Genomic DNA, 12,677 nt, shown 5'->3' on the forward strand with positions numbered 1-12,677 from the left:
GTGGGGTTATCGGTGAGCCAATGAACCCAGTGTACGCATTGCGTGTTCAGCAAAAAAGGCGAATAATCGCAATGGATAATTGCGGTAATCGCAATAATGAACAGGGAGTGGCAGATGGACAGGCTGGTATCGATGCGGGTGTTCGCCAAAGTGGTCGAGCAGGGCAGCTTCGCGCGCGCCGCCGAAGCGCTGGAAATGTCGGCCACGGTGGTCACGCGCAACGTCGCCGACCTCGAGGCGCACCTGGGCACGCGCCTGCTCAACCGCACCACGCGGCGCCTGTCGCTGACCGAAACGGGCCAGCAGTACCTGGAACGGGTGCGCCAGATCCTGTCCGACATCGACGATGCCGACGCGCTGGCGTCATCGAGTTCGCGCAAACCGAGCGGCACGCTGCGCATCTACTGCCACCCCGGCTTCGGTCAGTCGCAACTGGCCATGCTGCTGCCGCTTTACGCCCAGTCGATGCCCGACGTCGTGCTCGACGTGACGCTGGCCGACCATGCGGTCGACCTGGTCGAGCAGGGCTTCGACGTCGGCATCTTCATCGGCCTGCAAAAATTCGACGCCAGCATGATCGCGCGCCGGCTGGCCACGTCGAGCGTGGTGCTGTGCGCCTCGCCCGGCTACATCGCCCGCCGCGGCGCGCCGGCCACGCCGGCCGAAGTGTCGCAGCACGACTGCCTCAATTACGCCTTCGAGCAGCTGCGCCATTCGTGGCCGGTGGAGTGGGACAACCAGGTGATCAACGTGCCGATCGTTCCCCGCATGGTGTCGAACAGCGGCGCCGTGCTGCGCCAGGCGGCGCTGGCCGGCATGGGCATCACGGTGCGTTCGTCGTTCATGCTCGAAGACGACTTCGAAAGCGGACGGTTGGTGCAGCTGCTGCGCGGCCACCACCTGGGCGACCTGTCGGTGCAAATGGTGTACCCGAGCCGGCGCCTGCTGTCGGCCAAGGTGCGCAGCTTCGTCGATTTCATGAACGCGCAGTTCCCCCATCCGGAGCGCGACCCGTGGCTGCCTGAGGCCTAGCCCCGACGGCGCCGGCAATGGCGCTTGCGGTCGTCCACCGTGCGTGTATAGTTAATAAAGTCGCAACACAATCCGTCACTAACTTCCCTTCGAGGCAAACCATGGCCACGCTCACGTTGCGCAAGCTCAACGTCGACCTGTCGAAAGGCTTCGGCCGCCACTGGCTGGGCGGCGACCCGTACCGCACGGCGCTGTTCAATGCGCTGTCGATGACGTTTCCGCTCGGCGAACAGTCGTTCATCGACAGCGTGGGTGCGCTCCCCGAGGCGCTGCTGCCCGATCCGGCCATGCGCGCCGAGATCGGCGAGTTCATCGGCCAGGAGGCCAGTCACCGCTTCGTCCACCAGCAGTACAACCGCGTGCTCGAGGCGCAGGGCATGGTGTTCGTGTGCGGGCCGAGCATCGAGCGACGGCTGCAGCGGGTGTCGCGCGCCGGCCCCGAAATCTGGGTGGCGGCCACCTGCGCGATCGAGCACTACACGGCCATGCTGGCCGACGGCGTGCTGTCGGTGCCGAGCTGGATGGACGGCGCCGAACCGGACATGCACACGTTGTGGAGCTGGCACGCGGCCGAGGAGAACGAACACAAGGCCGTCGCCATCGACGTCTACCGCGCCATCGGCGGGCGCTACGTGCCGCGGGTGCTGGTCTACATGCAGGCCAGCTTCTTCCTCGCCTTCGACATCTTCTGGCAGACCGCCGACAACCTGCGGCGCGAGGGCCAGTTGTGGAAGGCGCGCACTTGGATCAGCGGGTGCCGCACCTGGCTGGGACGAGACGGCATCTTCTGGCACCTGCTGCTGCCGTCGCTGCGCTACCTGGCGCCGTCGTTCCACCCTTGGCAGCACGACAATCGGCAGCTGTCCGAGCGCTGGCTGGACGAACACCGCAGCGCCTTTCGCAGCAGCGGCGCGCGCGGGCCGCAGGGCTAGCGTTTGCGGTATTAATGGCGTCGGCGCGCCGTGCGGTGTCATAATGGAGGCATACCCACCTACGCAAAACCAGGAGCCTGCCATGACCAAAGCACAAGACAACAAAAAAGAGACCAAGAAGGAACCGGCCAAGACCATGAAGGAAAAGAAGGAAGCCAAGAAGGTCAAGAAAGAAGAGCGCTCGCGCCAGTAATCGCGCCGCACGATCGATGCGCCAGCACGCCGGCCCCGGAGCCACAGCAGCGCGCGCGGCCCTCGCCGCCGCGCTGCTGTGGCTCGCCGCGCCGCCGCTGGCCGGCGCCGGCCCGCTGCCGTCCACCTTCGGCCCGGTGATCGGCAATGCGGTGCTGTGCCGCAGCCACCTCGATAACGCCTATTTCTACTCCTACCTGTCGAGCGCTTTCGGCCCGTCCTACAAGCACGAGGGGGGCGCGTACTGGTTCAAGACCGAGGGCACCTTGTGGGGCGCGACGGTCACCGACATCGTCGTCAGCGACGACACCAGCGAACTCGTATTCATCGGCGCGGTGACACTCGGTCCGCCCGACAAGCTCGAGGAAGCGATCCGCGCCGCCGTCGGCACCCGCCACCGCGCGCTGGACGGCTCGGCGTTCCCGGTGCGCGTGTCCGGCCCTGGCAGCCAGATCGTCTACTTCAACGACAAGTCGAAAATCTACTGCGCCAAGTACAAGCCGCTGCCGGTGGCGCGCTAGGGAATCCATGTACACGCAATACTTTAATCTGAAGCAGCCGCCGTTTTCGATCGCGCCCGACCCGCGCTACCTGTTCATGAGCGAACGCCATCGCGAGGCGCTGGCGCACCTGCTGTACGGGGTGGGCAGCGGCGGCGGCTTTGTCCTGCTGACGGGCGAAATCGGCGCCGGCAAGACCACCGTTTGCCGCTGCTTCATGGAGCAGATCCCGGCCAACTGCAAGCTTGCCTACATTTTCAATCCGAAGCTGTCGGTCGAGGAACTGCTGCTGTCGATCTGCGACGAATTCGGCATCGTGCTGGCGGCGGCGGGCGCCGGCGCCGTCAGCGTCAAGAGCTATGTCGACGCCATCAACGGCTATCTGCTCGAGAGCCACGCGCAGGGCAAGAACAACGTGCTGGTGATCGACGAGGCGCAGAACCTGTCGGCCGACGTGCTCGAACAACTGCGCCTGCTGACCAACCTCGAAACGAGCGAGCGCAAGCTGCTGCAGATTATCCTGATCGGCCAGCCGGAGCTGCGCGCGATGCTGGCGCGACCCGAGCTCGAACAGCTGGCGCAGCGCGTCATCGCCCGCTATCACCTTGGCTCGCTGACCGAAAGCGAGACCGCCAGCTACGTCGCACATCGCCTGGCGGTGGCCGGCGCAGGGGCGGCGTCGCCGTTCCCGCGCGCGCTGATGGGCACGATCTACCGCCTCACCAAAGGCGTGCCGCGCCGGATCAACCTGCTGTGCGACCGCGCGCTGCTCGGCGCCTATGTTGAAAACAGCAGCGTGGTCACGCGTTCCATCGTGCGCAAGGCGGCCGGCGAAGTGTTCGCCGTCGTGGCCGGCCCGCAGGCGCCGGCGCGCCGCTGGCCGCTGGTCGGCGCCGCGCTGCTGGCCGGCGCCGCCGTCAGCGCCGCCGCCGCATGGCAGCTGATGCCGCAAAAATCCGCAGCGCCGCCGAACGTGGCGGCGAAGGCCGCGCCGGCGCCATTGGTCAAGACACCGGCGCCTGCCGTGACGCCTGCCTACGCCAGCAGCAGCGACGCGCTGCGCGAACTGGCCGGCCTGTGGGGCAAGCCGCTGCCGGCGGGCGAGCCTTGCCAGGCCGCGCTGAAGCTGAACCTGCGCTGCTACCAGGGCAAGGGCAGCCTGTACGAACTGCGCCTGCTCGATCGTCCGGCCATCCTCTCGCTGCACGACGGCCGGCAAGTCGGCTATGCGGTGCTCACCGCGCTCGATGACAACACGGCGACGCTGCGCGTGAACGGCAAGCCGCACACGCTCGGCGTGGCGGCGCTGGCGGCGCGCTTCGACGGCGAGTTCACCACCTTCTGGACCGTGCCGCGCGGCTTTCGCGACCAGGTGGCGCTCGGCTTGAGCGGCCCGGACGTCGACTGGATCGGCGCGCGCCTGGCGCAGTTGAACGGCATCGCGGCGCCGCAAGCGGACCTGCCGCTGGACGCGCGCATGCGCAAGCTGCTGCGCGAATTCCAGACCGCGCAGCATTTGAAGGCCGACGGCGTTACCGGACCACGCACGTGGATGCGGCTGTCGCAGATGAGCGGCGTGGCCGAACCGCGCCTGCTGGCGGCCAACGGGCAGGGGAAATAAGATGTCGTATATTCTGGAAGCGCTGAAGAAATCGCAGGCCGAACGCCAGTTGGGCAGCGCGCCGACGATCAACACGATTCCGGTCGGCGCGCCGCCGCAGGCCGATGGCCGGTCAAGCCGGCGGCCGGTCTGGATCGCGCTGTCGGCCGCCGCACTGGCGTTGGCGTTGGCGCTGCTGGCCTGGCGCCTGATGTCGCCTGCTCCTGCGCCGGCCGTAGGGGTGCTGGCCGCGACGCCGCCGCCGGTGGCAGCGGTCGTGGCGCCGCCGCCGGCGACCGCCGTCGTCGCGCCGCCGCTGGCTATGGTGCCGTCTTCTTCGCCGGAGCCGGCGCGGGCCGCTCCGCGTTCGCCACCGCCGGCCGCCGTGCCAGTGACCGCGCCGGCGCCCGCAAAGGCCGCCGCGCCGGCGCCGCCTGCCGCCGACGACGAGCGCCTGCCGACACTGCGCGAGTTGCCCGAGGCGATCCAGCGCACGCTGCCGCCGCTGACCTTCGGCGGCTACATGTATTCGAAGAACCCGGCCGACCGCCTGCTGTTGATCGACAAGGCGCTGCGCCGCGAAGGCGAGGAGGTCGCTCCCGGGCTGGTGCTCGAAAAGCTGTTGCCGAAGGCGGCCGTCATGAATTTCAATGGATACCGCTATCGAGTCCCGTACTGATCCCATCCTCGGCGTGGTCGGCTGGTCCGGCAGCGGCAAGACGACGCTGCTGGAATACCTGATCGCGCAGCTGGCCGCGCGCGGCCTGCGCGTCAACGTCATCAAGCATAGCCACCACGATGTGCTGCTCGAACCGCCGCGCAAGGACAGCGCGCGCCTGCGCCTGGCCGGCGCCGCCGAGGTGATGCTGGCGTCACCGTTCCGCTTGTCGGTCGTGCGCGAACTGCGCGGGGCCGCCGAGCCGACGCTGGCCGAGCTGGTGACGCGCCTTGCGCCGGCCGACCTGACCCTGGTCGAAGGCTACAAGTGGGAAGCGATCGACAAACTGGAAGTGTACCGGCCCGCGCTGGGCAAGCCGGCGCTGTTCATGGACGATGCAAACGTTGTCGCCGTGGCATCGGATGCGCCGCGGCCGGCGGCGGCGCCGGCGCAGTTGTGCTGGCTGGACCTGAACCGGCCCGACCAGGTGCTGGAGTGGCTTACTGCATTTGTTGCCGCTCGATCCTAAAGTTTCCGCAACGGCGTCCGTTAAGTATGGATAGCCCATCAAACGGAGACTGACATGGATATTGCAGGAATGGCCAAACTGGCAAGCAGTATTGCCGAAACCGGCACCAAGCAGGAAGTCGGCATCGCCGTCCTGAAGAAGGCGCAGCAGATTGAAAGCTCGACAGCGACTCAGCTGATCAACTCGATCACGGCGGTGCCGGCCCCGCAAAACCTGCCTGCTCACCTGGGCAGCAAGATCAACACCACTGCCTGATCACAGACACGCAGCATCGAAGCCGGCGCTTTCCATTGGAAGCGCCGGCTTTTTTATGGCCAGTCGCGCTGCTGGCGAGAAACCCATGTCGGGAATTGAAAACGGCGCCGCCAAGGCGTCGTGCGGCCCAGCAAGTGCCGGATTTCAGTGGAATGCGCGGAACACGCGCGCTTCGCCGCTGTTGTCGCCGTGGCAGGCGCTTTTTGCCTCGGCGGCAAGAATCATGCGTTCGAGCTGGGCGTCCTCAAAACGGGCCAGCTCTGCGGTCGCCGCCGACAGCGCCAGCGCCAGCTTGGCGCGCGCGCTCTGGTACAGCTGGCTGGTGTACTGATCGGTATTTTTCAGCAGCTCTTCGGCGTTATCAATCACCAGGCGCAAGTCGCCGATGAGTCGTTGCTGGGTTTGCGGGCTGTGTTCGGGCCTATTCATGGCGGTCACCTTAGGGGCAGGTTGATCACGTCTTATGATATAAGCAAGCAAGCCCAGGTCATTTTGTGTCCGCGCAAATGACAGGAACCGCTCGCCTGCGTTTTACCTTTGTACTGCCGCCGCGCATGTCAGGCCCCGCCGGCATTTCCGGCAATCACGCTAATCCGCACATCGCCCACGCTGACGGTCTGGCCGGCGCGGATTTTCGCGGTCTTGCGCAACTCCTTCTTGCCGTCGACCGAGACCGCGCCGCTGGCAACGAGGTTCTTGCCGGCGCCGCCGCTGTCGACCAGGCCGGATAACTTCAGCAGCTGGTTGACCTCGACAAATTCGGAATTCAGTTCGAAAGTAAGTTTTTGCATCTTATCCTTGTAAAGTTTAATTGATGGTTCGATAACGCACAGTGTGCGGCAAGCGCCGAAATTTTATCCCAGCGCGGGCCGGGTCATCTCCAGCGGCACGATCCACTGGTCGAATTGCTGCTCGGTCACAAAGCCCAGCTGCAACGCCGCTTGTTTCAGCGTGGTGCCTTCGTGCTGCGCCAGTTTGGCAATCTGCGCGGCGCGGTCGTAGCCGATGTGCGGCGCGAGCGCGGTGACCAGCATCAGCGAGCGTTCCATCAGCTCGGCGATGCGGGCGCGGTTCGGCTCGATGCCGTGGGCACAGTGATCGTCGAACGAGCGCATGCCGTCGGCTAGCAGGCGCGCGCTTTGCAGGAAATTGTGCGCGATCATCGGCTTGAAGACGTTCAGCTCAAAGTTGCCGGAAGCGCCGCCAATGGTGATGGCGACGTCGTTGCCAAACACCTGGCAGCACAGCATCGTCAGCGCCTCGCACTGGGTCGGGTTGACCTTGCCCGGCATGATGGAGCTGCCCGGCTCGTTTTCCGGGATGGTGATTTCGCCCAGCCCGGAGCGCGGTCCCGATGCCATCCAGCGCACGTCGTTGGCAATTTTCATCAGCGCGGTGGCCAGCGTTTTCATGGCGCCATGCACCGCCACCAGCGCGTCGTGGCCAGCCAGCGCGGCAAACTTGTTCGGCGCCGTCTTGAACTGCAGGCCGGTGCGCGAGGCCAGTTCGGCCGCGATACGGTTGGCAAAATCGGGATGGGCGTTCAGGCCGGTGCCGACCGCGGTGCCGCCGGCGGCCAGCAGCAGCAGGCCGGGCAGGGCGCCGCGGATCAGTTGCTCGGCATACTCGAGCTGGGCGACGTAGCCGGAAAACTCCTGTCCCAAGGTCAGCGGCGTGGCGTCCTGCAGGTGAGTGCGGCCGATCTTGACGATGTCGGCGAAATCGCGCGCCTTGCCTTCGAACGTGGCGCGCAGCTTGGCCAGCGCCGGCAGCAGCGCCTGCGCCACCGCGCCCGCCGCCGCCACGTGCATTGCCGTCGGGAAGATGTCGTTCGACGACTGGCCCAGGTTGACCTGGTCGTTCGGATGCAGCAGGCGGCCTTCGCCGCGCGCGCCGTTCATCAGCTCGGAGCCGCGGTTGGCCAGCACTTCGTTCATGTTCATGTTGGTCTGGGTGCCGGAGCCGGTTTGCCAGACGGCCAGCGGAAACTCGTCCGGATGCTGCCCGGCGAGCACTTCGTCGGCGGCGCCGATGATGGCGGCGGCCTGTTCGCCCTTGAGCAGGCCGAGCGAACGGTTCACGGCGGCCGCGGCGCGCTTGACCTGGGCCAGTGCGGCGATCAGTTCGGGCGCCATCCGCTCCGACGAAATATGGAAGTGTTCGAGCGAGCGCTGGGTTTGCGCCCCCCATAAACGCCCGGAAGGCACTTCGATCGGCCCGAAACTGTCCTTTTCGATTCTGCTTTCCATGCGGGATTCCTGTTCTTGGTGAGGATAGTATTAAAGAGTTTACTCCAACGCTCCGTTAACGACGCTGGGGGTGCCGATTTTGACATCCAACAATTACCAGTCGATCGAGTCCAACTATATGCGTCAACGCCATTACGCCGTCCTTGCCTTTCTTGCCCTGCTCGCCTCCGCGGGCGCGCATTCGGTCGAGCTGGGAGAGGCGCGGGTGCGCTCGTACATCGGCCAGCCCTTGTCGGCCGACATCGAGCTCAACGGGATGGAGAACGACTTGGCGCCGGTGCAGGCGGCGTTGGCGGACAAGGACGTCTACCGCGGCGCGAACATCGCCATGCATCCGGCTTTGAGCGGGGCGAGCATTTCGGTCATCCAGCGCGAGGGCAAGCGCTACCTGCGCATTTCCTCGCCGCGGCGGGTTGAGTCCGACCTGGTCAATGTGTTTTTCGAGCTGACCGAAAACGGCCAGCGCTCGGTACGCCAGGTGAGCTTGTGGCTGAAGGTCGATCCGAGCCCTGCGCCGCCGCCGGCGCCAGTTGCGGCAAAACCAGCGGCAGAGGTGATGGCGGCGGCAGCGCCCGTGGCGCGCATCGCGAAGCCCGTGCCGCCGCCGGTCGCGCCTGCCGTAGCTGGGGCGGCTCCACTGCCGGTGCGTGCGCCGGTTATCGCGCCGATCCTGCGCGCCGCGCCAGCGGTCGCGCCGGTCGCCTGCGTCGCACAGTTCAGTGCCGCCCAGATCGCTAGCTGTACCGCGCTCGACGCCAAGAACGCCGCCCTGAATACCCAGATTCTCGATCTGGAAGAGAAAGTCAAGCGCCTGACGGTGGCGATGCAGGCCGGCGCCCTGGTGCCGGCCGTGGCCGCGCCCGCAGTGGCGAAGGCTGCGCCAAAGCCGCTGCCGTCCAAGCTGACCCCGATGGGGGCGGCGCAGGCCAAGCCGGCCGGCTCGACGCCGTGGTTGTTCATCGGTATTGCGAGCGCGGTCGTGTTCGCGGTGATCGGCTTGCTGTTACTGTTACTGACACGCAAGCGCAAGGGGACCAAGGTCAAGCCAACGGCGAAGGTCGGCCTGGGCTTCATCGCCAGCGTCAAGAACCGGCTGCTGCCGGCCAAAAACGATTCCAGCCTGACCACTGCCGAAGAACCCGCCGCAGGATAATTTTTAGGAAATGTTGCAAAAAAGGGAGGGGTGCACACGCTTGTCTACACAAGCTTGCTTTTTGCGCTATACTAATTTCCGTGCTCCTGAGGGATCACAAAAAACGGGGCCAGGATCTGGCGCAGCCACCAACGATAGTGTGGCGCGGCAAGCAGATGAACGTTGAAGAAACGCCTGTCCCGGAAGCGGTCTGTTGGGCCAACGATGTGCTCGCGGACGCCGGATGCAACCGGCACGAGGCGACACCAGGAGATACCTGGTGTTCGCTCTCCCCCATTCAGCGGGGTCCACCAGGAACCGGCATAAAAAAAGCGCCCCGCGGGGCGCTTTTTTTATGGATCGAATGCTTAGTGTGCGGACATCGCTTTTTCCAGCTTGCCCATCCATGGCTCGGTCACGTCGCGGATTGCGCGGTCGTTGGCCATGATCTGCTTGAGCAGGTCGATCTTGCGCATCCGTGGCGCACCCGACAGGGCAGGGACGCCGCTGTCGATGGCCGAGGCGTGGCTGGCGCACTGCTTTTCCATGTTGGAAAACGCGTTCCAGTCACCTGCCTGTGCTGCCAGCGACATCTTGGCTGTTAGACCTGCAAGGTTTTCGTACATCGAGAGAACGTCGTTGGATGTCATCGTTACACCAGCTAAAAAATTTGAGCGGATCACCGCGTGTCCCTACATAACGGTGCGCCTGAGCAGAACTTTAGGTTTTTTTTGAAAATATTCAAAAAATTATTTCAATTTGTTACCCGTTAAAGAAACATTGAGGAATTCGCCACGCCGGTGAAAGTGCCATTCCGCGGTTTCGACGTTCTGCCCCATGTTTTTGCAGTTCGTCGCATTTGCCGCCCGGCGCCGCCGCGCTTTCACTACAGTGCATGCTCGGCGCGTACGCCACCGTCATCGACCAGAATAAGAAAAGGACATTCATGAGGCATCTTCAACTCAAGCAACTTGCCGGCGCCGCGGTGCTTGCCGCGGCAGCGCTCGGCGCCCACGCCGAGGCCCCATACAAATTCGCCGCCACGCCCGGCAAACTGCCGAAAGACGTGGTGCCGGTGCAATACGCCGCCCACCTGGTGCCCAATCTGGCCGACAACACCTTCCTCGGCTCGCAGACTGTCGAAATCGACGTGCTCAGCGCCACGTCGAAGATCATGCTCAACGCCGTCAACCTCGAGATCGACAGCGCCAGCCTGTCCGGGCGCGACATCGGCGAGATCAAGCTCACGCCCAAGCTCGACAAGGTGCAGGAAACGCTCAGCTTCGACCTGGCGCGCCCGCTGGCGCCGGGACGCTACCGGCTGGCGCTGAAGTTTCACGGCCTGATCAACCGCGAGGCGCGCGGCATGTTCCACATGGATTACAAGGTGGGCGGCGCCGACAAGAAGATGATCGCCACCACGATGGAGCCGACCGACGCGCGGCGCCTGCTGCCGACCTGGGACGAGCCGTCGTTTCGCGCCACCTTCAAGCTGACCGTGGACGTGCCGGCCAGCTTCAAGGCGTATTCCAACACGCCGGTCGAAAAGCTGGAAAAGCTCGACGGCGGCCTGCAGCGCTACTCGTTTGGCGTAACGCCGAAGATGCCAAGCTACCTGGTGGTGCTGGTCGCCGGCGAACTCGAGCGGCTCGGCGGCAAGCAAGATGGCGTCGACCTCGGCATCGTCACAACCGCCGGCAAGCTGGGTTCAGCGGCGTACCCGATGGCGGTCACGCGCGACGTGCTGCGCTACTACAACAATTACTTTGGCGTTCCGTACCCGCTCGCCAAGCTCGACCAGATCGCCATTCCGGGCGGCTTCAATGGCGCGATGGAAAACTGGGGCGGCATCGTCTATAACGACGCGGCGCTGCTGTTCGACCCGAAGACCAGCACCGAAAGCACGCGCCAGCTGACCTTCAAGGTCAACGCGCATGAAGTGGCGCACCAGTGGTTCGGCAACCTGGTGACGATGGCGTGGTGGGACAACCTGTGGCTCAACGAAGGCTTTGCCTCGTGGATGGCAAGCAAGGCCACCGAGCATTTCCACCCCGAATGGCGCCCGTTCCTCGACGACCAGGTCGACCGCGAGTCGGTGCTCAACCTCGACGCGCGCAAGACCACCCACCCGATCCAGACGCCGATCTTGAACGAAGCGCAGGCGGCCAACGCGTTCGATGCCATTACCTACGGCAAAGGCCAGGCCTTCCTGCGCATGCTCGAGGCCTACCTGGGCGAGGAGCAATTCCGCAAAGGTATCCGCGCGTACATGGCCAAGCACCAGTATTCCAACACCACCAGCGCCGACCTGTGGATGGCGCTGGAAAAAGCGTCCGGCAAGCCGGTCGAAAAACTCGCCTCCGACTGGACCACTCAGCCGGGCTTTCCGCTGGTGAAGGTGGAGCAGGCGTGCGAAGGCGGCAAGCGCAAGGTGACCTTGTCGCAGGAACAGTTCCGCCTCGACGAGCCGGCCACGCAAAAGCGCCTGTGGAACGTGCCGGTGCAGGTCGGCACGGTCAATGGCAAGGCGTACTACACCTTGCTGTCGGGCCCAAGCACGACGGTGATGCAGGGCAGTTGCGACGGCACCCTGGTGATCGATCCGGCCAGCGTCGGCTTTTTCCGCGTGCAATACGACCAGGCGTCGTTCGACGCGCTGGCCGGCCAGGCCGGCAAGCTGGCCGACACCACGCGCCTCAAGTTGCAAAGCGATGCCTGGGGCATGGTGATGGCCGGCCGCATGCAGCTCGACAGCTACGTCAAGCTGATTTCGCGCTACGGTGACGAGCCGCGCTTCGCGGTATGGAGCGGCATTCTCGACAACCTCGGCACGCTCGAGCGCCTGACCGCCGGCGAGCCCGAGCAGGCGCAGGTGTACCGCTTCATCATCGAGCTGGTCCGCCCGAAGTTCGCCAGGCTCGGCTGGGACGAGAAGGCGGGCGAACCGGCGGAAGACCACCAGCTGCGCTCGCGCCTGGCGGGCATGCTCGAGCGCGCCGGCGACCCGGCCGCCATTGCGCAGGCGCGCAGTCGCTTTGCGCGCTACCTGGCCGACCCGGCCAGCGTCAGCCCGTCGATGATCGACTTTGTCGTGCGCGGCGCCGGCCGCAGCGCCGACCAGGCCACCTACGATGCGCTCACCGCGCGCGTGCTGCAAACGCAGAGCACCGAGGAACGCAACCGCCTGAGCGGGGCACTGGCCAGCGCGCGCGATCCGGCGCTGAGCGAACGCACGCTGCAGCTGTCGTTGTCGCGCCAATTGCCGCTGCAGGTGACGACGATGATGGCGCCGATGGTGGCCGGCAATGGCCACATCGACCAGGCCTGGGCCTTCGGCGTCGCCAACCGCGAGGCGCTGGCCAAGGACATGGATGCGATGAGCCAGAATCGCGCGTTTTCGGGTATCGTAGCCAGCTCCACGAAGGAGGCCGATGCCGACAGAATGGAGTCGTTCGTCAAGCAACATTTCGGTCCGGATGCGCTGGTGGAAGCGCAGCGGGTGGGCAACGGCATCCGCATCCGCGCGGCACTCAAAGCACGGCTGTTGCCGCAAGTGCGCGCCGCGCTCAAATGAAAGTCATCTCTTAGGGAAAAGGAC

General features: G+C 65.2%; 13 protein-coding genes. 9 read left to right on the forward strand and 4 right to left on the reverse strand.

Going from position 1 to position 12,677, the window contains the following annotated elements:
• The first annotated feature begins 114 nt into the window (after window positions 1-114).
• The 7 genes from CR105_RS21215 to CR105_RS21245 all read left to right on the forward strand — a co-directional run bounded on the left by CR105_RS21215 (window position 115) and on the right by CR105_RS21245 (window position 5,698).
• A complete protein-coding gene (locus CR105_RS21215; protein WP_099791908.1) occupies window positions 115-1,032 on the forward strand; it encodes a LysR family transcriptional regulator in 918 nt (305 codons plus the stop codon).
• 101 nt (window positions 1,033-1,133) lie between these two features.
• A complete protein-coding gene (locus tag CR105_RS21220) occupies window positions 1,134-1,964 on the forward strand; it encodes a metal-dependent hydrolase (RefSeq protein ID WP_180288257.1) in 831 nt (276 codons plus the stop codon).
• A gap of 209 nt (window positions 1,965-2,173) precedes the next feature.
• On the forward strand, window positions 2,174-2,677 hold the full coding sequence (locus CR105_RS21225) for a hypothetical protein (RefSeq protein WP_099791912.1): 504 nt from the start codon (window positions 2,174-2,176) through the stop codon (window positions 2,675-2,677).
• Window positions 2,678-2,684: 7 nt separating this feature from the next.
• Window positions 2,685-4,277 carry an ExeA family protein gene (locus CR105_RS21230; RefSeq protein ID WP_099791914.1) on the forward strand — a complete coding sequence of 531 codons (1,593 nt, stop codon included), beginning with the start codon at window positions 2,685-2,687 and terminating at the stop codon, window positions 4,275-4,277.
• Window position 4,278: 1 nt separating this feature from the next.
• On the forward strand, window positions 4,279-4,935 hold the full coding sequence (locus tag CR105_RS21235; RefSeq protein ID WP_099791916.1) for a general secretion pathway protein GspB: 657 nt from the start codon (window positions 4,279-4,281) through the stop codon (window positions 4,933-4,935).
• A complete protein-coding gene (gene mobB, locus CR105_RS21240) occupies window positions 4,907-5,443 on the forward strand; it encodes a molybdopterin-guanine dinucleotide biosynthesis protein B (RefSeq protein ID WP_099791918.1) in 537 nt (178 codons plus the stop codon). The genes CR105_RS21235 and mobB overlap by 29 nt, the downstream gene beginning before the upstream one ends.
• Before the next feature lie 54 nt (window positions 5,444-5,497).
• Window positions 5,498-5,698, forward strand: a complete 201-nt coding sequence (locus CR105_RS21245) for a YjfB family protein (protein ID WP_099791920.1) — start codon at window positions 5,498-5,500, stop codon at window positions 5,696-5,698.
• A 144-nt stretch (window positions 5,699-5,842) separates the two neighbouring features.
• Here the strand turns inward: CR105_RS21245 and CR105_RS21250 are convergent, their stop codons facing one another.
• The 3 genes from CR105_RS21250 to fumC all read right to left on the reverse strand — a co-directional run bounded on the left by CR105_RS21250 (window position 5,843) and on the right by fumC (window position 7,947).
• The gene (locus CR105_RS21250; RefSeq protein ID WP_099791922.1) at window positions 5,843-6,127 is read right to left on the reverse strand and encodes a DUF883 family protein; all 285 of its coding nucleotides are present in this window, start codon (window positions 6,125-6,127) and stop codon (window positions 5,843-5,845) included.
• 128 nt (window positions 6,128-6,255) lie between these two features.
• The gene (locus tag CR105_RS21255; RefSeq protein ID WP_099791924.1) at window positions 6,256-6,489 is read right to left on the reverse strand and encodes an RNA-binding S4 domain-containing protein; all 234 of its coding nucleotides are present in this window, start codon (window positions 6,487-6,489) and stop codon (window positions 6,256-6,258) included.
• A gap of 63 nt (window positions 6,490-6,552) precedes the next feature.
• Window positions 6,553-7,947, reverse strand: coding sequence for a class II fumarate hydratase (gene fumC / locus CR105_RS21260; protein ID WP_099791926.1), 1,395 nt, complete (start codon window positions 7,945-7,947; stop codon window positions 6,553-6,555).
• A gap of 118 nt (window positions 7,948-8,065) precedes the next feature.
• Here fumC and CR105_RS21265 point away from each other — a divergent pair, with 118 nt between their 5' ends.
• Window positions 8,066-9,100: a type IV pilus assembly protein FimV gene (locus CR105_RS21265; RefSeq protein WP_131021772.1), complete on the forward strand. Its 1,035-nt coding sequence runs from the start codon at window positions 8,066-8,068 to the stop codon at window positions 9,098-9,100.
• Window positions 9,101-9,447: 347 nt separating this feature from the next.
• Here the strand turns inward: CR105_RS21265 and CR105_RS21270 are convergent, their stop codons facing one another.
• Complete coding sequence (locus CR105_RS21270; protein WP_099791930.1) at window positions 9,448-9,729, reverse strand: flagellar protein FliT; 282 nt, start codon at window positions 9,727-9,729, stop codon at window positions 9,448-9,450.
• Window positions 9,730-10,025: 296 nt separating this feature from the next.
• On the opposite strand from CR105_RS21270, the gene CR105_RS21275 reads away from it, so the two are divergent.
• A complete protein-coding gene (locus CR105_RS21275; RefSeq protein ID WP_180288258.1) occupies window positions 10,026-12,653 on the forward strand; it encodes a M1 family metallopeptidase in 2,628 nt (875 codons plus the stop codon).
• Window positions 12,654-12,677 lie beyond the last annotated feature (24 nt).

The sequence above is a fragment of the Massilia eurypsychrophila genome, assembly GCF_002760655.1.
GTDB lineage: Bacteria > Pseudomonadota > Gammaproteobacteria > Burkholderiales > Burkholderiaceae_D > JAFCUW01.

What these genes read in the sequence shown, in the direction of transcription:
- CR105_RS21225 (WP_099791912.1), top strand. Translation starts at nt 2,174, where the DNA reads ATGCGCCAGCACGCCGGCCCCGGAGCCACAGCAGCGCGCGCGGCCCTC.
- fumC (WP_099791926.1), bottom strand. Translation starts at nt 7,947, where the DNA reads ATGGAAAGCAGAATCGAAAAGGACAGTTTCGGGCCGATCGAAGTGCCT.
- CR105_RS21215 (WP_099791908.1), top strand. Translation starts at nt 115, where the DNA reads ATGGACAGGCTGGTATCGATGCGGGTGTTCGCCAAAGTGGTCGAGCAG.
- CR105_RS21255 (WP_099791924.1), bottom strand. Translation starts at nt 6,489, where the DNA reads ATGCAAAAACTTACTTTCGAACTGAATTCCGAATTTGTCGAGGTCAAC.
- mobB (WP_099791918.1), top strand. Translation starts at nt 4,907, where the DNA reads ATGGATACCGCTATCGAGTCCCGTACTGATCCCATCCTCGGCGTGGTC.
- CR105_RS21245 (WP_099791920.1), top strand. Translation starts at nt 5,498, where the DNA reads ATGGATATTGCAGGAATGGCCAAACTGGCAAGCAGTATTGCCGAAACC.
- CR105_RS21265 (WP_131021772.1), top strand. Translation starts at nt 8,066, where the DNA reads ATGCGTCAACGCCATTACGCCGTCCTTGCCTTTCTTGCCCTGCTCGCC.
- CR105_RS21270 (WP_099791930.1), bottom strand. Translation starts at nt 9,729, where the DNA reads ATGACATCCAACGACGTTCTCTCGATGTACGAAAACCTTGCAGGTCTA.
- CR105_RS21250 (WP_099791922.1), bottom strand. Translation starts at nt 6,127, where the DNA reads ATGAATAGGCCCGAACACAGCCCGCAAACCCAGCAACGACTCATCGGC.
- CR105_RS21275 (WP_180288258.1), top strand. Translation starts at nt 10,026, where the DNA reads ATGAGGCATCTTCAACTCAAGCAACTTGCCGGCGCCGCGGTGCTTGCC.
- CR105_RS21220 (WP_180288257.1), top strand. Translation starts at nt 1,134, where the DNA reads ATGGCCACGCTCACGTTGCGCAAGCTCAACGTCGACCTGTCGAAAGGC.
- CR105_RS21235 (WP_099791916.1), top strand. Translation starts at nt 4,279, where the DNA reads ATGTCGTATATTCTGGAAGCGCTGAAGAAATCGCAGGCCGAACGCCAG.
- CR105_RS21230 (WP_099791914.1), top strand. Translation starts at nt 2,685, where the DNA reads ATGTACACGCAATACTTTAATCTGAAGCAGCCGCCGTTTTCGATCGCG.